The organism is Pigmentiphaga sp. CHJ604 (genome assembly GCF_036972535.1).
Lineage (GTDB): Bacteria > Pseudomonadota > Gammaproteobacteria > Burkholderiales > Burkholderiaceae_B > Pigmentiphaga > Pigmentiphaga daeguensis.
Window position 1 is genome coordinate 2,081,219 of the sequence record NZ_CP136998.1, and the last position, 21,446, is coordinate 2,102,664.

Consider the following 21,446-nt stretch of genomic DNA (forward strand, 5'->3'; position numbering starts at 1 on the left):
CGGCAGGCGAGGACGCATGAACAACAAGCGCGAGACATCCGTGAATGCCGTGAACCGGGGCGATCCGCTCTGGTACAAGGACGCGGTCATCTACCAGCTGCACGTCAAGTCCTTCTTCGACGCCAACAACGATGGCATCGGGGATTTTCCAGGGCTGCTGTCCAAGCTCGACTACATCGCGCAACTGGGCGTGGACACGATCTGGCTGCTGCCTTTCTATCCCTCTCCCCGGCGCGACGACGGCTACGACATCGCCGAGTACCGGGGCGTGCATCCGGACTACGGCGAACTGGCGGACGTGCGGCGTTTCATCGCGGCGGCCCACGAGCGCGGCATGCGCGTGATCACCGAACTGGTGGTCAACCACACTTCGGACCAGCATCCATGGTTCCAGCGCGCGCGCCACGCCAAGCCGGGTTCGGCCGCGCGCAATTTCTACGTGTGGTCCGACAACGACCAGGCCTACGCCGGTACGCGCATCATCTTCATCGATACCGAGAAGTCGAACTGGACCTGGGATCCGGTGGCCGGGGCCTATTTCTGGCACCGCTTCTATTCGCACCAGCCCGACCTGAACTACGACAATCCGCGCGTGCTCAAGGCCATCCTGAGCGTCATGCATTTCTGGCTGGACCTGGGCGTCGATGGCCTGCGGCTGGACGCCGTGCCCTACCTGGTCGAACGGGAGGGCACCAACAACGAGAACCTGCCCGAGACCCATGCCATCCTGAAGCGCATCCGGCAGGACCTGGAAGCGTCCTACGACGATCGCATGCTGCTGGCCGAGGCCAATCAATGGCCCGAGGACGCGCAGGAATATTTCGGACAGGGCGACGAGTGCCACATGTCCTTCCACTTCCCGCTGATGCCGCGCATGTACATGGCCATCGCCAAGGAGGACCGCTTTCCCATCACGGACATCATGCAGCAGACGCCGGACATTCCGGACAACTGCCAGTGGGCGATCTTCCTGCGCAACCACGACGAACTGACGCTGGAGATGGTGACCAGCAGCGAGCGCGACTACCTGTGGGAGGTGTATGCCGCCGACCGCCGGGCCCGCCTCAACCTCGGGATACGCCGGCGCCTCGCGCCGCTGATGGAGCGCGACCGCCGCCGCATAGAACTGATGCACAGCCTGCTCCTGACCATGCCGGGCACGCCCGTCATCTACTACGGCGACGAGATCGGCATGGGGGACAACATCCACCTGGGCGACCGCGACGGCGTACGCACGCCCATGCAATGGTCGCCCGACCGCAATGGCGGGTTCTCGCGCGCCGACCCCGAGCGACTGGTGCTGCCGCCGCTGATGGGCAATCTGTATGGCTACGAGGCGGTGAACGTCGAAGCCCAGTCCGGCGACGCCCATTCGCTGTTGAACTGGATGCGCCGCATGCTGGGCAAGCGGCGCCAGTATCGGGTGTTCGGCCGCGGCGGCCTGCGGTTTCTCTATCCGGGCAACCGCAAGATCCTGGCGTACCTGCGCGAGCACGAGGAAACCACCATCCTGTGCGTGGCCAACCTGTCGCACACGCCCCAGGCGGTGGAACTGGACCTGGCTGAATTCGACGGCAGGGTGCCGGTCGAGCTGACCGGGGGGACGGCATTCCCCGCGATCGGACGCCTGACCTATCTGCTGACCCTGCCGCCCTATGGCTTCTATTGGTTCGAGTTGAGCGCCTCGGCGACGCCGCCGAACTGGCACCTGGCCACCGCCGACCAGTTGCGCGAGTTCCGGACGCTGGTGTTGCGCGGCAAGACGGGCTATGACCTGACTACCGAGTCGCGCCGTACGCTGGAGCATGCCGTCCTGCCGGAATACCTGGCGCTGCGGCGCTGGTTCGCCTCCAAGCACGAACGCATCGTTTCGGGGCGCGTGGTCTACGGCGTGCGGCTGCCCGCCGCCGACGAGCTGTACCTGACGGAGATCGAGGCCGACCTGGGCCAGCGGCGCGAGCGCTACGTGGTGCCCCTGGGGCTGATCTGGGAGGAAACCCTGCCGCAGCTGCAGCAGCAACTGGCGCTGGCGCGGGTACGGCGCGGACCCATGGTGGGCATGGTGACCGATGCGTTCAGCCTGCAGAGTTTCGCCATCGCGGTGTTCGACAGCCTGAAGAACGGCATCGAGCTGGAGTCGCGCATCGCCGCCGACGGGGGCGGGGACGCCCGCATACGGTTCCTGCCCGAGCCTGGCCTGGAGACCGTGGCGGTCGATGCGGACACGCCCATCCAGTGGCTGTCGGCCGAGCAGTCCAACAGTTCGCTGGTGGCCGGGACGATGGCGGTATTGAAGATCGTGCGCCGGGTCACGGCCGGCATCCATCCGGAAAGCGAGATGACGCGCCATCTGACGCGGCTGGGATTCCGCAACACGGCGGCGCTGCTGGGTGAGGTGGTGCGCGTGGACGAGGACGGCACGCCGCACACGCTGATGCTGGCCCAGCAGTACGTGGACAACCAGGGCGATGCGTGGAACTGGACGCTGGAGTACCTGCACCGGACCCTGGACGATGCCGCGCTGACCGCCGAAAGCGCCGAGGACTATGGCCAGGAACTGCGCGGCTACGCGACGCTGGCCGCCGCCGTGGGCCGGCGCCTGGGCGAGCTGCACGCCGCGCTGGCGATGCCTTCCGACGATCCGGCCTTCGCGCCGGTCGAGGCTTCGCGCGAGGACGTCGGGCGCTGGGTGGACGATGCCCGGCAGAGCCTGGACCAGGCCCTGGCCATCCTGGCCGCGCGCCGCGACTGGGGCGACCTGGCGGCCGAGGCCGCGCTCCTGCTGGACAACCGCCACCTGCTCGAAGCCGCCATGGACCGCCTTGGCCAATCCGTCCGCCATGCCTGGCTGACGCGGGTGCATGGAGACTTCCACCTGGGGCAGGTCCTGGTGGCGCAGAACGATGCCTACATCATCGATTTCGAGGGGGAGCCGGCACGCACCATGGAAGAACGGCGGCGCAAGCGCAATCCGCTGCGCGACGTGGCCGGCCTGCTGCGCTCGTTCGACTACGCATCGGCGGTGGTGGCGCGGGCGCCGGATGCCACGGTCCCCGCGGCCGGCGCCAATCCCATCGCCGGTCCGTCCGTCGACACCGTGGCGCAGCGCCGGGACGTCCTGCTCGAACGGTTCCGCGTCGAGGCGTCGGGCGCGTTCCTGGACGCCTATCGCGAGGCGGCGGCGTCGGCGCCTCGCCCGTGGGTGGACAGCCAGGACGAGGATGCGCTGCTATCGCTGTTCCTGATCGAGAAGGCCGCCTACGAGGTGTGCTATGAAGCCGCCAACCGGCCGGCGTGGATAGGAGTGCCGCTGCGGGGCCTGGTGACGTTGGCGGCCCGGATCGAACCGGCAATACGGAGGCAAGAGGATCTTGACGGACAACAGCCGTGACGGCGGGCTGGCCCCCGCCGATATCGAGGCCCTGGCCGGCGGCCGGCACCCCGACCCTTTCTCCGTGCTGGGACCGCAGCTGCGCGACGGCCGCCTGTGGCTGCGCGCCTTCCTGCCCGGCGCCCTGACCGTGCAGGCCGTGTCGGATACGGGCGGCGTCGTGGACCTGAGGCCGTCGGGCGGCGGCGTGTTCGAGGCCCAGGCCGATGCCGGCTTCCTGCCCGGCCGCACGGGCTACCGCCTGCGCATCCAGTGGCCCGGTGCTTTCCAGGAGGCCGAGGATCCCTACGCGTTCGGCCTCATCCTGGGCGACGAGGACCTTGCCATGCTGGCGCGGGGCGACCACGACGGCCTGGAGACCTGCCTGGGCGCCCATTGCACCACGATGGAGGGCGTCCCGGGCGTGCGTTTCGCGGTGTGGGCGCCCAATGCCCGCCGCGTATCGGTGGTCGGGAATTTCAACGCATGGGACGGCCGTCGCCATCCCATGCGCCTGCGCCATGCCGCGGGCGTCTGGGAGCTGTTCGTGCCCAGGCTGTCGCACGGGGAACCCTACAAGTACGAACTGCTGGGCCCCGATGGCAGCCTGCTGCCGCAGAAGGCCGATCCGTACGCCTTCCAGGCCGAGCCGGCACCAGGCTCGGCCTCGGTGGTCGCCGATCCCGCGCCCTACGCATGGACCGATGCGGCATGGATGGAGGGCCGAGCGGCGCGCCATGCGCCCGATGCGCCTATCTCGATCTACGAGGTGCATGCCGGTTCCTGGCTCAGGAAGGAGGACGGCGGAACCTGGTCCTGGCATGAGCTGGCCGACCGCCTGATTCCTTACGTGGCCGGCATGGGGTTCACGCATCTCGAGCTGCTGCCCATCATGGAGTATCCCTTCGGCGGTTCCTGGGGCTACCAGCCGCTGGGAATGTTCGCGCCGACGGCGCGCCATGGCACGCCGCGCGATTTCGCCGCGTTCGTCGATCGCTGCCATGCGGCCGGGTTGGGCGTGATCCTGGACTGGGTGCCCGCGCATTTCCCCACCGACCCCCATGGGCTGGCGCGTTTCGACGGCACGGCGCTGTACGAGTACCAGGACCCGCGCGAAGGCTTCCACCAGGACTGGAACACGTACATCTACAACCTGGGCCGCAACGAGGTGTGCAACTTCATGCGGGCCAGCGCCCTGTACTGGCTGCGCCGCTACCACGTGGACGGGCTCCGGGTGGATGCGGTCGCGTCCATGCTGTATCGCGACTACAGCCGCCGCGCGGGCGAATGGCTGCCGAACGTGCACGGCGGGCGGGAGAACCTGGAGGCCATCGCGTTCCTGCGAGACCTGAACGGCAGGGTGCGGCGTTTCTTTCCCGATGCCATGATGATCGCCGAGGAGTCCACCGCCTGGCCGGGGGTGACCGCGCCGCCGGAAGCGGGCGGGCTGGGTTTCCACTACAAGTGGAACATGGGATGGATGCACGACACGCTGCGCTACATGCAGCGGGACCCCGTGCACCGGCACTATCACCATCACGACCTGACCTTCGGCATGGTGTATGCCTATTCCGAGCAGTTCGTGCTGCCGCTCTCGCATGACGAGGTGGTCCACGGCAAGGGTTCGCTGATCGGCAAGATGCCCGGCGACCGCTGGCAGCGCTTCGCCAGTCTGCGGGCCTATTTCGGCTTCATGTGGAGCCATCCGGGCAGGAAGCTGCTGTTCATGGGCGGGGAGCTCGCCCAGGAGCGCGAGTGGAACCATGACGGACAACTGGCCTGGGAGGCGCTGGCCGATCCGCTGCATGCCGGCGTGCAGCGGCTGGTGGGCGACCTGAACCGCGTCTATGCCGGCAGGCCCGCGCTGCACAGGCTGGACGGCGATCCGGCGGGGTTCCGCTGGGTGATCGGCGACGACGACCGCAACAGCGTGTTCGCCTACCTGCGCATGGACGGCGAGCGCTGCGTGCTGGCGGTGTGCAACATGACGCCTATCCCCCGCGGCGACTACCGGCTGGGCGTGCCCCGGGCGGGGCGGTGGCGCGAGATCGTCAACACCGACGCCGCCGACTACGGCGGTTCGGGCGTGGGCAACGCCGGAGCGGTCGAGGCGCGGCAGCAAGCCGCGCACGGCCTGCCCCATTCGCTGGTGTTGACCTTGCCGCCGCTGGCCACCTTGCTGCTCGAACCCGAGTGACCATGGGCGCCGTCGTCGATCGCTTGCTGCCGGGCCGCCCCTATCCCCTGGGCGCCCACTGCGACGGAATGGGCGTGAACTTCGCCGTGTTCTCGGCGCACGCGCACCGCATCGATCTGTGCCTGTTCGATGAATCGGGGCGCAAGGAAATCGCGCGCATGCCCCTGCCCGAGTGCACCGACGAAGTCTGGCACGGCTATCTGCCGCGGGCGGGGCCGGGGCAGGTATACGGCTACCGGGCATTCGGCCCCTACGAGCCGCAGCATGGCCACCGTTTCAATCCGCACAAGCTGCTGATCGACCCGTATGCCCGCAAGCTGGCCGGGTCGCTGCGCTGGACCGACGCGCTGAACGGCTTCCGGCGCGAGGATCGCGGCATGGACCGCCGCGACAGCGCCGCCGCGGTGCCCAAGTGCGTGGTCGTGGACGATGCCTTCGACTGGCACGGAGACCAGCGGCCGGAATGGCCGTGGGGCCAGACCGTGATCTACGAGGCCCACGTGCGGGGGATGTCGATCTCGCGCGAGGACATGCGGCCCATCGAGCGGGGCACCTTTCGCGCGCTGACCAATCCCGCGCTGATCGATCATCTGCTGTCGCTGGGCGTCACGTCGCTGGAACTGCTGCCCATCCATGCCCACGTCAACGACCGTTTCCTGGTCGAGCGCGGCCTGCGCAATTACTGGGGCTACAGCAGCCTGTCGTTCTTCGCGCCCGAGCCCGCCTATCTGTCGCGCAACGAGCTGCACGAGATCCGGACCGCCGTGCGCAACCTGCACGCGGCCGGCATCGAAGTGATCCTGGACGTGGTCTACAACCATACCTGCGAAGCCAGCGAGACCGGGCCGACCCTGTCGTGGCGCGGGCTGGACAATGCCAGCTACTACCGCCTGGTGCCCGGCGACGAGCGTCACTACATCAATGACACGGGTTGCGGCAACACGCTGAACCTGTCGCATCCCCGTGTGATCCAGATGGTGATGGATTCGTTGCGCTACTGGGCCGAGGCCTTTCGCGTGGACGGCTTCCGCTTCGACCTGGGCGTGACGCTGGGCCGCGAGGCCGGCGGCTTCGATCCGGGGGCGGGCTTCTTCGACGCGCTGCTGCAGGACCCGCTGCTGTCGCGCCTCAAGCTGATTTCAGAACCCTGGGACATCGGCCCCGACGGTTATCACGTTGGCCATCATCCGCCGGGATTCGCCGAGTGGAACGACCGCTTCCGCGATACCGTGCGCCGTTTCTGGCGCGGCGACGAGGGCGTGCGGCCGGAGCTGGCCACGCGGCTGGCGGGATCGGGCGATTTGTTCAACCGCCGCCATCGCCGGACGTGGGCCTCGATCAACTTCGTCACCGCGCACGACGGTTTCACGCTGGCGGACCTGGTCAGCTACACCCACAAGCGCAACGAGGCCAACGGCGAGGAAGGACGCGACGGAAGCAACGAGAATCACAGCAGCAACTGGGGCGTCGAGGGACCGACCCTGGATCCGGCCGTGCTGGAGACCCGGGCGGCGGTGGCGCGGGCCATGCTGGCGACGCTGTTCTGTGCGCACGGCACGCCCATGCTGCTGGGCGGAGACGAGTTCGGCCGTACCCAGTCCGGCAACAACAATGCCTATTGCCAGGACAACGAGATCTCCTGGTTCGACTGGCGCCTGGCCGCCTCCGGCGAAGGCCGGGCCATGACGGCCTTCGTTGCGAGGCTGGCCGCGCTGCGGCACGAGTATCCGTCCCTGCGCAGTGAGCGCTACATGGCGGACTACCACTTCGTCGAGGATGGCCTGGCCGAGATCGGCTGGTTCGACGAGCATGGGGAACGGGTCGACAGCCAGGCGTGGAACGATCCCGGCCGGCGCGCGCTGGTGCTGCGGCGGGCGGTCCGGCACGACGGCCGCGTCGAAGTCACGCAGCTGCTGGTCAACGGCCACGGCCATGCCGTCTCGTTCGCCTTGCCCGCGCCGGCCGTGCGCTGGCGCATGCTGATCGACAGCAGCCGCCCGGAGGCGCCCGAGGCCGACGTGGTCCAGATGCCGCTGGAGCTGGCCCCGCGCAGCGTGGTGCTGCTGGGTTGCAGGATGAACTCGCCATGAAGAAAACTCTGCTTTCCGAGAAATTCGGTGCTCGCCTGCTGGGGCCGGACAGGACGCGCTTTCGCCTGTGGGCGCCGGGCCAGCAGGCGGTGTCGGTGGAGCTCGATCCCGGCACGGCGCAAGCGTCCGTCGTCCCCATGCAGGCCAGGCGGGAAGGCTGGTTCGAGGCCGAGGTGGCTCGCGGCGCGGGCACGCGCTACCGGTATCGCCTGGCGGACGGAACCGCGGTGCCGGATCCCGCCTCGCGCATGCAGGACGGCGACGTGCACGATGCCAGCGTGGTCGTCGATCCGGCCGCCTACCGGTGGCGCAATACGAGATGGCGCGGCCGACCCTGGAGCGAGGCGGTCATCTACGAACTGCACGTGGGCGCCATGGGCGGCTTCGACGGCGTGCGCGGCCACCTGCCGCGCCTGGCCGAACTGGGAGTGACGGCCATCGAGCTGATGCCCATCGCCGATTTTCCCGGCACCCGGAACTGGGGCTACGACGGCGTGCTCCCTTATGCGCCGGACCGCGCCTACGGCACGCCGGAGTCCCTCAAGGCCCTGATCGACGAGGCCCATGGCCTGGGGCTGATGGTTTTCCTGGACGTGGTCTACAACCATTTCGGGCCGGACGGCAATTACCTGCACGCCTATGCGCCGTCCTTCTTCCGCGACGACGTGCACACCCCATGGGGGCCGGCCATCGATTTCCGCCGCCGGCCGGTGCGGGAATTCTTCACCGGCAACGCCGCGTACTGGCTGCACGAATACCGTTTCGACGGCTTGCGGCTGGATGCGGTGCATGCGATTGCCGAGCAGGACTGGCTGGAGGAGATGGCCCACGCCATCCGGCAGGCGACCGACCGCCAGCGGCACGTGCACCTGGTCATCGAGCACGATGGCAACGCCGTGCCGCTGCTGGAACATGAGTTCGACGCGCAGTGGAACGACGACGGCCACCACGTCCTGCATCGCCTGCTCACGGGCGAGAACCAGGGCTATTACCGAGACTACGACGAACGGCCGGCGGCGCGCCTGGCGCGCTGCCTGGCCGAGGGATTCGTCTACCAGGGCGAGCCGTCGGCCCATCGCGGCGGCCAGCACCGGGGCCGGCCGTCGGCGCACCTGCCGCCGACCAGCTTCGTGCTGTTCCTTCAGAACCACGACCAGATCGGCAACCGGGCATTGGGCGAGCGCCTGCGGACCCTGGTGGGAGACCGCAGCGAGGCGCTGCGCGCGGCGGTGGCGCTGGTGCTGCTGGCGCCCCAGATCCCGTTGATCTTCATGGGCGAGGAATACGGCGTGGAAACGCCGTTCCTGTACTTCACCAGCCATGGTCCGGAACTGGCCGGCGCGGTGCGGGAAGGGCGGCGCAAGGAGTTCGAGAGTTTTCCCGCGTTCGCCGACGAGGCCGCGCGGGCCGCCATCCCGGATCCCAACGAGGCATCCACCTTCGAAGCGTCGCGGCGCGGCCTGTTCCAGGACACGGGGGGCTGGTATGCGTATTACCAGGCGCTGCTGCGCTGCCGGCGCGAGGCGCTGATGCCCAGCCTGGATGCGACGCGGGCCCTGGGGGCGCGCGCCCTGAGCGACAGCGCGGTCGAGGCGCGCTGGAGCCTGGGGGATGGGCGCGTGCTGGCGATCGCCTCCAATTTCGGCGACGACGCGGTGACGGCGACGCAGCCCGGCGCGGCCTTTGCGCTGCTGTTCGAGAGTCGCCAGGGGCTGGCACGCGGCTTGCAGCAGGGCGTGCTCGATCCCACGTGCACCCTTGCCTGGACGGAGGCGCAGACTTCATGAGAGGAGCCGATCACGACCTCGAGCGCCTGGCCGGCGCGGCCGGCGTCGCCGTGCATTGGCGGGATGCCATGGGCCGGGAGCAGGTCGTGGCGCCGGAGGTGCTGCGTACCCTGCTGACCGAACTCGGCTTCGACGTGGAGACGCCCGCGGGCGTCGCCGATTGCCTGGAACGGCTCGAGCACGAAAGCGGACAGGGGCTGCCGGCGTTGAAGACCGCGTCGCCGGGAGCGCCGGTCGAACTGCCCTGGGCCGGGAGCGAGGCCGAGTTGCCGTTCCAGCTGTCTTTCGAGGACGGCGGGCGCATGAGCGGGATCGCCCGGCGCGGCGCCAGCGGCGCGCTCGTCCTGCCCGGCGTGGACCGACCCGGCTATCACACCTTGCAGCTGGGCCAGGCCGCCTGCACGCTGGCCGTCGCGCCGGACCGGTGCTTCGCGATCGATGACGCCTTGCATGGCGCGCCGGCCCGTCTCTGGTCCCTGGGGGTCCAGCTCTACGGCCTGCGCCGCGATGCCGCGGCATCCATCGCCGCGGGCAGCTCGGGATTCGGCGATTTCACCGCCTTGCGGCTGCTGGCCGAACAGGCGGCCGCGCGGGGCGCGTCCGCCATCGCCGTCAGTCCGGTGCACGCGATGTTCAGCGCCGATCCGGGGCGCTACAGCCCCTATGCCCCTTCCAGCCGATTGTTCCTGAACGTCCTGTACGCCGATCCGGCCGCGTTGTTCGGGCCGCAGGCCCTGGCTGCCGTCTCGGCGCGGGGGCTGGGGGACGAGCTGTCGCGGCTGGCGGGGCTGTCGCTGGTCGACTGGCCCGCGGCCGGGCGGGCCAAGCTGGCCGTGCTGCGGGCCTTGTTCGACGATTTTCCGCGCAATGCGCCGCCGCGCATGCACGAGGACTTCCAGGCATTCGAGCGGGAAGGCGGCGAACCGCTGCGTTCGCATGCGCGCTTCGAGGCCATCCACGCCTGGCGCGTGGAGCAGACCCGGGACCGGTCGGGCTGGCGCCAATGGCCGGCGGCGTTCCGCTCGCCCGCCAGCCCGGAGGTGGCGCGTTTTGCCGCGCAGCACGAGCACGAGGTGCGATTCCACGTCTTCCTGCAATGGCTCGCCGCGCGCGGGTTGGCCGAGGTGCAGGCCGCGGCGCGCCGGGCCGGCATGCCTGTCGGGCTGATCTCGGACCTGGCGGTCGGCACGGATCCCTCGGGCAGCCATGCCTGGGCGCGGCAGGAGGAGGTGCTGGCCCGGTTGTCGCCAGGGGCGCCGCCGGATCTCTTCAATCCGCGTGGCCAGGCGTGGGGGCTGACGGCGTTTTCCCCGCGCGCGCTGGCCGCCAACGGCTACCGCGCCTTCATCGAGCTGCTGCGGGCCAGCCTGGCGCACGCGGGCGGCGTGCGCATCGACCATGCGCTGGGCCTGTCGCGCATGTGGCTCGTGCCGGAAGGCGCATCGCCGGACGAGGGGGCCTATGTGCGCTATCCCTTCCAGGACATGATGCGCCTGATCGCGCTGGAGTCGTGGCGGCATCGCGCCATCGTGATCGGCGAGAACCTGGGCACGGTGCCCGAGGGCTTCAACGAGCAGATCGCGCGCGCCGGCATGCTGGGCATGGACGTTCTGTGGTTCAACCGGGAAGGGGCCTGGCCCGGCGCGCCGTTCAGGGCGCCGGGCGGCTGGTCGCGGCAGGCGCTGGCCACCACGACGACGCACGATCTGCCGACGGTGGCGGGATGGTGGCAGGGTACCGACATCCGTTGGCGAGCCGAACTGGGCCTGTTGGCCGAGGGCCGCGGCATCGAGGCCGAGCAGGCGGAGCGGGGCCAGGACCGGGCCCGCCTGTGGGAAGACCTGGGCCGCGCCGGCACGGTGGGCGCCGGCGATCCGCTCCCGCCGGAGGCGCCGGTGACGGCGGTGCTCGATTTCGTGGCGCAAACGCCGGCCCCGCTGCTGGTCGTGCCGCTGGAGGACATGCTGGGCCTTCAGGAACAACCCAATCTGCCGGGCACCGTCGATACGCATCCGAACTGGCGGCGCCGCATGCCGCTACCGGTGGAATCGTTGTTCGAGGAGCCCGGCGCCGCCGGGCGCGCCGCCTTGCTGGCCAGGACGAGGGGGAGGGCATGAACGGATCCGTTTTCCCGGCGCGGGCCGCCGGGCAGGACATTGTCGCCTGCGGCGTGCCGCGCGCCACGGCGCGCCTGCAGTTCCACGCGGGTTTTCCCTTCGAGGCCGCCGCCGCACAGGTCGGGTATTTCCGCGACCTCGGCATCAGCCATCTGTATGCCTCGCCCATCACGCGCGCCCGCCCGGGGTCCATGCACGGCTACGACACCGTGGACTACGGCTGCGTGAGCCCCGAACTGGGAGGGGAGGAGGGGCTGCGCAGGCTGGTGGCGCGGCTGCGCGAGCACGGCATGGGCCTGATCGTGGATATCGTGCCCAATCACATGGGCGTGGGAAAAGAGAATGCCTGGTGGTGGAGCGTGCTCAAGCTGGGGCGCGCCAGTCCCTATGCCGAGTTCTTCGACATCGACTGGGAGCCGGCCGACCTGGCGCTGTGTGGCAAGGTGCTGGCCCCTTTCCTGGGCGAGCAGTACGGCCAGGTCCTGGCCGCCGGCCAGTTGTCGGTACGGCTGGACGAGGAGACGGGCGAGCCTGTCATCGCCTATTTCGACGCACGCTTTCCGATCGCCCCCGATTGCGCGGCCGAGATCGCGGCCCAGCCTCCGGAGGCCTATGACGCCACGCGGCCAGAGGGCCGGGCGCGCCTGCACGCGCTCTTGGAACGGCAACACTACCGGCTGGCGTGGTGGCGCACGGCGGCCGAGGAAATCAACTGGCGGCGCTTCTTCGAGGTCAGCGACCTGATCGGCGTGCGCGTGGAAAGGGAGGACACGCGCGAGGCCATCCATGCGTTGCCGTTTCGCCTGTACGCCGAGGGACTGATCGATGGCGTGCGCGTGGACCACATCGACGGACTGGCCGATCCCGAGGCCTATTGCCGCTACCTGCGCGAGAACCTCGCCGCGCTCGACAGCGGGCGGCCCGCCGGATGTCCGCGCGACGTGCCGTATATCGTGGTCGAGAAGATACTGGCGTCCGACGAACCCCTGCCGGCGAGCTGGCGCGTGCAGGGGACCACCGGCTACGACTTCATGAACGACGTGGGCGCGCTGCTGCACCACCCCGAAGGAGAGGCGCGCCTGACGGCGCAATGGGAGGCCGTGTCGGGCGAGGCGCGCGGCTTTCGCGCGCTGGTGCTGGACGTGCGGCGCCGGCTGGTCGCGCAGAGCTTCGCGGGCGAGTGCGACGCGCTGGTCCGCATACTGCATCGCATCGCGCGCACCGACCTCGCTACCCGGGATTGGGGGGCGCCCGCCATCCGCCGGGTGCTGACCGAACTGCTGGTGCATTTTCCCGTCTACCGCACCTACGTCGGGGGCGAGACGCCCCTGGCGGCCGATGAGGTGGCCATGGGAATCGCCTGCAAGGGCGCGCGGCAGGTCCTGCGGCGTGCCGATCACGGGTTGCTGGAACTGCTGGCGCAATGGCTGGGACAGGCGCCGGACGCGCCGGCCACGCCTGCGCTGCGGGCCTGGCGCCGGGAAGCCTTGCGCAGGTTCCAGCAACTGACGGCGCCGCTGGCGGCCAAGTCGGTGGAGGATACCGGGTTCTACCGCTACGGACGGCTGCTGTCGCGCAACGAGGTCGGCTCCGATCCCGGCGTGTTCTCGCTGGATGCCGAAGGTTTCCACCGCAAGGTGTTGGCGCGCGCGGCCCGTTTCCCCGATGCCATGCTGGCCACCGCCACCCATGACCACAAGCGCGGCGAGGACGCCCGGGCGCGCCTGGCCGTGCTGAGCGAGTTCGGGGACGAGTGGCTGCGGCTGGTGGGCGCATGGATGCGCCGCCACGAGGCGCTCAAGGCGCGCGAGGGGCCGCGTCCGGCGCCGGCGGACGAATACATGCTGTATCAGACCCTGTTCGGCGCCTGGCCCCTGGATCTGGCCATCGCCGACGAGGCCGGCATCGCGGCGCTGGCGGAGCGGGTAGGGGAGTGGCAGACCAAGTCCCTGCGCGAGGCCAAGCTGCGCTCCAGCTGGGTGACGCCCGCCGACGAATACGAGCAGGCCTGCGACGCCTTCCTGCGCGCCGTGCTCGATCCCCGCCGCAACGGCCGCAGCCTGCTGGAACTGTCGGCCTTCGTGGCGCGCGCCGGCGCGGCGGGCGCCCTGAACGGCCTGGCCCAGACCTTGTTGCGGCTGTCCACGCCGGGCGTGCCCGATCTCTACCAGGGTACCGAGTTCTGGGATTTCAGCCTGGTCGATCCGGACAACCGCCGGCCGGTGGACTACGGCCGGCGCCGCGCCGCGTTGGCGTCCGATGCCGATTGCGCCTCGCTGGTGGCGAACTGGCGCGAGGGGCACATCAAGTTCGAGCTGATCCGGCGCGCCCTGGCCTTGCGGCAGCGCGATCCGGACCTGTTCCGCCGCGGCGACTATCTGCCGCTTGCGGCGCATGGCGACGCCCGGGATGCGGTGCTGGCCTTCGCCCGCCGCCACGAGGACCGGTTCGCCGTGGCGATCGTGCCGTTGCACGCTTCGGCGCTGGTGCTGGCCTCCGGCCCGTCGCCGGTTCCGCACGTGCCCCCCGGGGCCTGGGGCGACACGTCCATCGACCTGTCGGGCCTCGTCAGGGACGGCGCACTGCGCAACGTCCTGGACGGCCGCTCCTGCGCCGTGGCCGGCGGGACGGTGCGCGTGGCCGACGCCCTGGCCGCCTTTCCGGTCGCCCTGATGCACGCCTGATCCCGCGTTGGCTCCCGACCACCCGCCGGGCCGGTGGAACCTCTACACTTGCGCTGCTCCATGTGGGCAAAAATCAAAACAAAGCGAGGGAGTGTATCTATGGCGGGTTCATACTTTCCGGCCTGGCGCGAACAGCCGGGCAGCCTGGAGGGGGGGCGCGTCATCGCGCCCGACGAGCGTCTGCCGTGGCCGCAGATGCTGGCCATGGGGGTGCAGCACGTGGTCGCGATGTTCGGCTCGACGGTGCTCGCGCCGCTCCTGATGGGCTTCGATCCCAATCTGGCGATCTTCATGTCGGGCATCGGCACGCTGCTGTTCTTCCTGGTGGTCGGCGGCAGGGTGCCCAGCTACCTGGGGTCCAGCTTCGCCTTCATCGGGCTGGTGATCGCGGTCACGGGATACGGCGGGTCGGGGCTGAACGGCAACATCGCCGTGGCATTGGGCGGCATCATCGCCTGCGGCGTCGTCTACGCGCTGATCGGGCTGGTGGTGATGGCTTCCGGCGCGGGCTGGATCGAGCGTTTCATGCCTCCCGTGGTCACGGGCGCGGTGGTGGCCGTCATCGGCCTGAACCTGGCGCCCATCGCGGTCAAGGGCGTCACCGCCAATTCCTTCGACGCCTGGATGGCGCTGGCGACCGTGCTGTGCGTGGGCGTCGTCGCGGTCTTCACGCGCGGCATGCTGCAGCGCCTGCTGATCCTGGCCGGACTGCTGCTCGCCTATGTGCTCTACGCGTTGCTGACCAACGGCATGGGACTGGGCAAGCCCATCGATTTCGCGCCGGTCGCGCAGGCCGCGTGGTTCGGGCTGCCCCGCTTCACCGCCCCGGTGTTCAAGCTGGATGCGATGATCCTGATCGCGCCGGTGGCGGTGATCCTGGTGGCCGAGAACCTGGGGCACCTGAAGGCGGTGAGCGCCATGACCGGCTACAACATGGACCGCTACGTGGGCCGCGCCTTCGTCGGCGACGGCGTCGCCACCATGCTGTCGGGCAGCGTGGGCGGCACGGGCCTGACCACCTATGCCGAGAACATCGGCGTCATGGCCGTCACCCGCATCTATTCGACGCTGGTGTTCGTGATCGCCGCGCTGATCGCCGTCCTGCTGGGATTCTCGCCCAAGTTCGGCGCGGTCATCCTGACTATCCCGGGGCCGGTGCTGGGCGGCGTCTCCATCGTGGTGTTCGGGCTGATCGCCGTGGCCGGCGCGCGGATCTGGGTCGAGAACCGGGTCGATTTCTCCGACAACCGCAACCTCATCGTGGCCGCGGTCACGCTGGTACTGGGCACGGGCGATTTCACCCTGCATTTCGGCGGCTTCGCGCTGGGCGGAATCGGTACCGCCACCTTCGGCGCCATCCTGCTCAACGCCTTGCTGGCAGGGGCCGGCAAGCGCTGAACGCAAGCGCGGCCGGCATGCGCAAGGCATGACGGCCGCGCCGGCGTCCTGCCGGGCTCGACCTCAGGAGGCCGGCAGCCTGGCCTCCCAGCGGCCTCCCTGCTGGTAGAACTCGTAGCGGTGGGTACCCTCGCGGCGGTTGCCCTTGACGTCCGCGCTGGTCGTGACGTCGCAGGTCACGCTCTGGGAGCCCGAGGCGCTGCAGTTGTTCAGCGCCTTGACCTCCAGCGAGCGGGTCATACTGGTCGCCGACGGGCTGTCGAAGCCCTGCTGGTTGTTCATGGACTGGATTTCCCTTTGCATGGCGTTCTGCAGGGCCTGGGTGGCCTGGTCCCGCGTCGGCGCCTGCTGGGCGTATGCCACGGCGCAGCAGCCGGCAAGGCCCATGGCCAGGGCGAAGTGTTTCATCCCGGTACGGCCCAGGGAAGAAAAGCCGCCCCCATGGGGGGGCCGCGCCGCGTAGTCGGTATGCTTCATCGCGTGCTCCTCGTAGATCGAAAACACCACGCTTTTCAATCTAGACGGCTTCGCGGCCACGCTGTGTAAGGTTTTACGTGGAATCTTGTCCGTTGGTAATCGGCGCCACCTCTACCATGCGGCCACGGAACCGTCGCTGCGCGGGTCCGCGCCGCCCTCGAGCGTACCGTCGGCCTGGCGCAGGATCGCACCGGCGTGGCCCATGGTCTCGTCGTAGGGGCGCAGCATCTCGACCTCGTGTCCGCGTGCCCGCAGCGCGTCGGCCGTGGCCTGGTCGAAGCGCGACTCCAGTTTCAGGGTGTCCGAGGATTGCCCCCACGTACGGCCGAGCAGCCAGCGGGGTGCGTCCACCGCCGCCTGGGGATTCATGCCGAAGTGCACGATGCGGGTGAAGACGGCGCTTTGCGACTGGGGCTGGCCGTCGCCGCCCATGTTGCCGTAGACCAGCGTACGCCCGTCGGCCAGGTGGGCCATGGCGGGATTCAGGGTGTGGAAGGGCTTGCGGCGGGGCATCAGCGGATTGCGCGATCGCGGGTCGAGCGAGAAGCTGCATCCCCGGTTCTGCCAGTTGACCCCCGACCCGGGCAGCACGACGCCGCTGCCGAACTCGTGATAGATGCTCTGGATGAAGCTCACCGCGACGCCCTGGGCGTCCACCGCGCCCATCCATATCGTATCGGCCGGCCCCTTGCCCTGGCCCCACGGGGCGGCCCGGTCCGCTGAGATCCTGGCGGCCATGGCGTCCAATTCCCGCGGGGCCAGCAGGGACTGGGGGTCGACATCCATGTGCGCCGGGTCGGTGATGTGGGCGTCGCGCACGCCGAAGGCCAGCTTGGTCGCCTCGACGCAAAGATGGACGTAGTCCGCGCCGGCGGGATCCAGTTCGCGGGGCAGGCGGCGGTCCAGCTGGCCCAGGATAAGCAGCGACACCAGGCCCTGGGTGGGAGGAGGGACGTTGTAGACCTTGCCGCGGCTGTGTTCCAGCACCAGCGCCGTCTTCCAGACCGGCTGGTGGGCGGCCAGGTCGGCCGCCACGAGCGGGCTGCCGGCGTCGGCAAGATCGCGGGCCATGGCTTGGGCCAGTTCGCCCCGGTAGAAGTCGTCCAGGCCGGCGCGCGCCAGATGTTCCAGGGTATCGGCCAGCCGCGGCTGGCGGAACAGGGCGCCGGCCGCGGGAGGCGCCCCGCCGGGAAGAAAGGTGTCGGCGAATCCCGGAACGCCCGAGAGTTCCTCGCGCTTGGCCTGGGTGCAGGCGGCCTGGCTGGCGGTCACCGGCATGCCGCGGCGGGCGTAGTCGACGGCGTCCGCCAGCAGGCGGGCCAGCGGCAGGCGGCCGCCGAGTTCGCGCCGGGACCATTCGTGGGCGGCATTCCAGCCCGATACCGTGCCGGCCACCGTGTTGGCGGCCAGGCCGCCCCGGAACGGGATCGCGTTCAGGCCGCGCTCCCGGTACGAGGCGATGTCGGCGGCGGCCGCCGCCGCGCCGCAGGCTTCCAGCGCCAGGGGCGGCTGGCCCGGGCGGCTGATCAGCCAGAAGCCATCCCCGCCGATGCTGTTCATGTGGGGATAGACGACCGCTATGGTGGCCGCCGCCGCGATCATCGCCTCGACGGCATTGCCGCCTTCGCGCATGACGGCCAGCGCGCTTTGCGAGGCCAGTGCGTGCGGAGCGACGGCCATGGCGCGGCTGCCGCGTACGGGGTTGGGGCTGAACGAGAGCGGCATCGACGCATTCCGTGGGCTGTGGAAAGCGTGATTGTGGCCCAGACCGCGGGCGCGTGGGGTATTTTCCCCGGCTCGGCGGGGGAAAGGCCGGCCGGGGTATGCTTGGCTACGGCGGCCACGAAAAGAACGCAGCCTTGTAAGGGAATTCCAGGAGCATCCGGCCCCACACCTATAATGTGCCGCCCTGCCGCGTAGGCGCGTGGGCGGCAATTGGGATATAAACACGCCCATGCCGGCCGCGGCCATGCGAGGCCGTACGAATTCAAGGACATCCGTGAGTGATCTGCTAGACCGCCGCCTGGCGTTGCTGGACCAGCCCGCGCATCGCGCCGTGCTGGCCCGCAGGCTTCATGGCATCGAACGAGAAAGCCTGCGCGTCGACCCCCAGGGTCACCTGGCGATGACTCCGCACCCGGCCGCGCTGGGCGCTGCGCTGACGCACCCGAGCATCACCACGGACTATTCGGAAGCCCTGATCGAACTGATCACCGGCACCCACGTCGGCCACGAGTCGCTGCTGGCCGAGCTGCGCGACATCCATCGCTTCGTCCATGGCGAACTGGGCGGCGAGCTGTTGTGGAACCAGTCCATGCCGTGCGGCCTGCCGCCCGAGAAGGACATTCCCATCGCGTGGTTCGGGACTTCCAACATCGGCATGCTCAAGCACGTGTACCGGCGCGGCCTGGCCTATCGCTACGGCAAGGCCATGCAGTGCATCGCCGGCATCCATTACAACTTCTCGTTCTCGGAAGATCTCTGGCCGCTGCTGGCCGACGCCGGCGAGCCCGCCGGGATCTCGGACAAGGATCGCCAGTCGGCCCGCTACGTCGGGTTGATACGCAACTTCAACCGCTACAGCTGGCTGCTGATGTACCTGTTCGGCGCCTCGCCGGCGCTGTCGGTCGATTTCCTGCAGGGCCGCCCGCACCAGCTCGAGCGGCTGGACGACCAGACGCTGTACCTGCCTCATGCCACCAGCCTGCGCATGAGCGACCTGGGCTACCAGAACAAGGCCCAGGCCGGCCTGAAGCCCTGCTACAACGATCTGTCGACCTACGTCGCGCGCCTGTACGAAGCGGTCAGCACGCCCTGGCCCGAGTACGAGAAGATAGGCACGGTGCGCGATGGGGAGTGGGTGCAGCTCAACACCAACATCCTGCAGATCGAGAACGAATACTATTCGAGCATCCGGCCCAAGCGCGTCGCCCGAAGCGGCGAGCGGCCCTTGCGCGCGCTGGCCGAACGCGGCGTGCAGTACGTGGAAGTGCGCTGCATGGATATCGATCCCTTCCTGCCCGTGGGCATGGACGAGACCACCAGCCGCTTCCTGGATGCCTTCCTGCTGTATTGCACGCTGCAGGAAAGCCCGCTGTTCGGCGACGGCGGACATTGCCGGCTCAGCGCCAACAACTTCCTGACCGTGGTCAAGCGGGGCCGCCAGCCCGGCCTGGTCCTGAACCGCGAGGGCAGCGAGATCGGCCTGCGTGCGTGGGCCGAAGAATTGCTGGATCGCATCGCCGCCTGTGCCGACCTGCTCGACCGGGTCCACGGCGAGACCGGCTACGCGGCCTCGGTGGCCGCGCAGCGCGCCAAGGTCGAAGCGCCCGAGCTGACGCCGTCGGCCCGCGTGCTCGAAGCCCTGCGCGCCAGCGGGATGACGTTCCAGGCCTTCATGCTGGAAACGAGCCGGCAGCATGCGGAGCACTTCCGCGCCCAGCCCTGCACCGGCGAGCAACTGGCGGGCTTTCGTGCCCTGGCCGAACAGTCCCTGGCCGAACAGCGCGAACTGGAGCGCGTGCAGACGGGCGATTTCGGCCAGTTCGTGGCGGCGTACCAGGCCGGCCTGCTGGGCAAGTAGCCGGGGAAGGTCCGGGTCCGGTCCGGTTTGGTGGTAGGCTTGACGACGGTTTTCCTCGCCAGGCCGTGTTTCCATGCAAATCGTCTTCACTGTGCTGATGCTGCTGCTGGCAGTGGCGATGTCGGGGGTGGTGTCCAGGCTGTCCCCGATACGGTTGCCGCTACCCCTGTTCCAGATCGCCATCGGCGCGCTGTTGGCGGCACCGGCCTTCGGCCTGAAGGTGAGATTCGATCCCGAGCTGTTCCTGCTGCTGTTCATTCCGCCGCTGCTGTTCGTCGATGGCTGGCGCATTCCCAAGCGCCAGCTGTACCAGCTGCGCGGCCCGATTCTCGCCCTGGCGCTGGGCTTGGTGATCTTCACCGTGGTCGGCGTGGGCTATTTCATCCACTGGCTGATACCCGCCATCTCGCTGCCCGTCGCCTTCGCGCTGGGCGCGGTGCTGTCCCCCACCGACGCCGTGGCGGTATCGGCCATCGTCGGCAAGAACCGGCTTCCTCCCAAGCTGCAGCACGTGCTGGAAGGAGAGAGCCTGATGAACGACGCCTCGGGCCTGGTGGCCTTCAAGTTCGCGATCGCGGCGGTCCTGACCGGGTCGTTCTCGCTGTGGCAGGCCAGCCTGAGCTTCCTCGTCATCGCCCTGGGCGGCCTGGCCGTGGGCGGCGCCCTGGCATGGCTGCTGAGCCTGGGCCGCAGGATGGTGGCGCGCTGGACCGACGACGAGCCGGCCATACAGGTCGTGCTGCTGATGCTGACGCCGTTCGCGGCCTACCTGGTGGCCGAGCATTTCGGCGTGTCCGGCATCCTGTCCGCCGTGGCGGCGGGCATCGCCATGACCTATACCGAATCGGGGCAGGGGTCGTCGGCCATGCGGCTGCAGAGCAACAGCGTCTGGTCCATGCTGGAATTCGTGTTCAATGGCATGACCTTCATCCTGTTGGGTCTGCAACTGCCCAGCGTCATCGGGCTGGCGCATGCCGACGCGAGGGAGGCGGGCAACGTGCCGGTCTGGCACCTGTTCGCCTATGTGGTGGCGATCACGGTGGCGCTGATCGCGCTGCGTTTCCTGTGGGTCTGGGTCACCTACCACCTGAAGAGCTTTCGCATGCTGTTGCAGGGCTCTCCCGTGCGCAAGGTCAACACCTGGGTGATCCTGACCACCTCGCTGTCCGGGGTGCGCGGCTCGATCACGATGGCGGGCGTGCTGACGGTGCCGCTGGAGATCTCCGCCGGGGTGCCGTTTCCCGGCCGCGATCTGCTGATCTTCCTGGCGACGGGGGTGATCCTGTGCTCGCTGCTGCTGGGCAGCTCATTGCTGCCGCTGGTGCTGCCTAAGGTGCCGACGCCGGTCGAGACCATGAAGGAAAAGGAAGAGCGCGAAGCGCGGCTGCGCCTGGCGCTGGCCGCGCAGGCCGGCCTGGAGCAGGCGCAGGCCCGCATGGACAGGGAGCTGGCCGATGACGACGCGAAGGCCATGCTGGCCGACATCGCCGCCACGCTGGCCCAGATCTACCGCAACCGCATCGATGCCGAAAGCGACACGGCCGAGATCGCCCAACGGGCCAACCAGCACCGCAATTTCGAACGCGACCTGCGCATGGCCGCGATCTACGCCCAGCGCACCGAGCTGTACCGGCTGCGCGATGCGCGCCTGATCGACGACGACGTGTTCGCCGTGCTGCTGCGCGACGTGGACCTGGCCGAGAACTGGCTGTCCGGGCCGCTGGTCAGCAAGCACTGACGGCG

Annotated in this window: 11 protein-coding genes; 9 read left to right on the plus strand and 2 right to left on the minus strand. The window is 69.3% G+C overall.

Annotated elements, in window-relative coordinates; translation table 11 throughout:
• Nucleotides 1–16: 16 nt before the first annotated feature.
• The 7 genes from treS (at nt 17) to R4823_RS10080 (ending at nt 15,643) form a co-directional block, all read left to right on the plus strand.
• Complete coding sequence (treS, locus tag R4823_RS10050) at nt 17–3,391, plus strand: maltose alpha-D-glucosyltransferase (RefSeq protein ID WP_087839272.1); 3,375 nt, start codon at nt 17–19, stop codon at nt 3,389–3,391.
• Nucleotides 3,372–5,567 carry a 1,4-alpha-glucan branching protein GlgB gene (gene glgB, locus R4823_RS10055; RefSeq protein WP_338618514.1) on the plus strand — a complete coding sequence of 732 codons (2,196 nt, stop codon included), beginning with the start codon at nt 3,372–3,374 and terminating at the stop codon, nt 5,565–5,567. Before treS ends, glgB begins: the two co-directional genes overlap by 20 nt.
• 2 nt (nt 5,568–5,569) lie before the next feature.
• Nucleotides 5,570–7,657 (plus strand): glycogen debranching protein GlgX, encoded by a 2,088-nt coding sequence (glgX, locus tag R4823_RS10060; RefSeq protein WP_132979953.1) that lies wholly within the window; start codon nt 5,570–5,572, stop codon nt 7,655–7,657.
• Nucleotides 7,654–9,444: a malto-oligosyltrehalose trehalohydrolase gene (gene treZ, locus R4823_RS10065; RefSeq protein WP_132979954.1), complete on the plus strand. Its 1,791-nt coding sequence runs from the start codon at nt 7,654–7,656 to the stop codon at nt 9,442–9,444. Before glgX ends, treZ begins: the two co-directional genes overlap by 4 nt.
• Entirely contained in the window at nt 9,441–11,561 is a 2,121-nt protein-coding gene (malQ, locus tag R4823_RS10070) for a 4-alpha-glucanotransferase (RefSeq protein ID WP_132979955.1), read from the plus strand. The genes treZ and malQ overlap by 4 nt, the downstream gene beginning before the upstream one ends.
• Nucleotides 11,558–14,245: a malto-oligosyltrehalose synthase gene (gene treY / locus R4823_RS10075; protein ID WP_338618515.1), complete on the plus strand. Its 2,688-nt coding sequence runs from the start codon at nt 11,558–11,560 to the stop codon at nt 14,243–14,245. The genes malQ and treY overlap by 4 nt, the downstream gene beginning before the upstream one ends.
• Before the next feature lie 99 nt (nt 14,246–14,344).
• Complete coding sequence (locus R4823_RS10080; protein WP_087839278.1) at nt 14,345–15,643, plus strand: solute carrier family 23 protein; 1,299 nt, start codon at nt 14,345–14,347, stop codon at nt 15,641–15,643.
• A gap of 63 nt (nt 15,644–15,706) precedes the next feature.
• Here the strand turns inward: R4823_RS10080 and R4823_RS10085 are convergent, their stop codons facing one another.
• Together R4823_RS10085 and R4823_RS10090 are read right to left on the minus strand one after the other, a co-directional pair.
• Complete coding sequence (locus tag R4823_RS10085) at nt 15,707–16,120, minus strand: hypothetical protein (protein WP_132979957.1); 414 nt, start codon at nt 16,118–16,120, stop codon at nt 15,707–15,709.
• A gap of 111 nt (nt 16,121–16,231) precedes the next feature.
• Nucleotides 16,232–17,800 carry a gamma-glutamyltransferase family protein gene (locus R4823_RS10090; RefSeq protein ID WP_338619151.1) on the minus strand — a complete coding sequence of 523 codons (1,569 nt, stop codon included), beginning with the start codon at nt 17,798–17,800 and terminating at the stop codon, nt 16,232–16,234.
• Between the two features lie 289 nt (nt 17,801–18,089).
• On the opposite strand from R4823_RS10090, the gene gshA reads away from it, so the two are divergent.
• Complete coding sequence (gene gshA, locus R4823_RS10095; RefSeq protein WP_338618517.1) at nt 18,090–19,703, plus strand: glutamate--cysteine ligase; 1,614 nt, start codon at nt 18,090–18,092, stop codon at nt 19,701–19,703.
• A 73-nt stretch (nt 19,704–19,776) separates the two neighbouring features.
• Nucleotides 19,777–21,441 (plus strand): Na+/H+ antiporter, encoded by a 1,665-nt coding sequence (locus R4823_RS10100; protein WP_087839281.1) that lies wholly within the window; start codon nt 19,777–19,779, stop codon nt 21,439–21,441.
• The last annotated feature ends 5 nt before the right edge of the window (nt 21,442–21,446 follow it).

Excerpts from the sequence above, each read along its gene's own strand:
- treS (WP_087839272.1), top strand. The coding sequence starts at position 17 with ATGAACAACAAGCGCGAGACATCCGTGAATGCCGTGAACCGGGGCGAT.
- glgX (WP_132979953.1), top strand. The coding sequence starts at position 5,570 with ATGGGCGCCGTCGTCGATCGCTTGCTGCCGGGCCGCCCCTATCCCCTG.
- treZ (WP_132979954.1), top strand. The coding sequence starts at position 7,654 with ATGAAGAAAACTCTGCTTTCCGAGAAATTCGGTGCTCGCCTGCTGGGG.
- malQ (WP_132979955.1), top strand. The coding sequence starts at position 9,441 with ATGAGAGGAGCCGATCACGACCTCGAGCGCCTGGCCGGCGCGGCCGGC.
- treY (WP_338618515.1), top strand. The coding sequence starts at position 11,558 with ATGAACGGATCCGTTTTCCCGGCGCGGGCCGCCGGGCAGGACATTGTC.
- R4823_RS10080 (WP_087839278.1), top strand. The coding sequence starts at position 14,345 with ATGGCGGGTTCATACTTTCCGGCCTGGCGCGAACAGCCGGGCAGCCTG.
- R4823_RS10085 (WP_132979957.1), bottom strand. The coding sequence starts at position 16,120 with ATGAAGCATACCGACTACGCGGCGCGGCCCCCCCATGGGGGCGGCTTT.
- R4823_RS10090 (WP_338619151.1), bottom strand. The coding sequence starts at position 17,800 with ATGGCCGTCGCTCCGCACGCACTGGCCTCGCAAAGCGCGCTGGCCGTC.
- gshA (WP_338618517.1), top strand. The coding sequence starts at position 18,090 with ATGCGAGGCCGTACGAATTCAAGGACATCCGTGAGTGATCTGCTAGAC.
- R4823_RS10100 (WP_087839281.1), top strand. The coding sequence starts at position 19,777 with ATGCAAATCGTCTTCACTGTGCTGATGCTGCTGCTGGCAGTGGCGATG.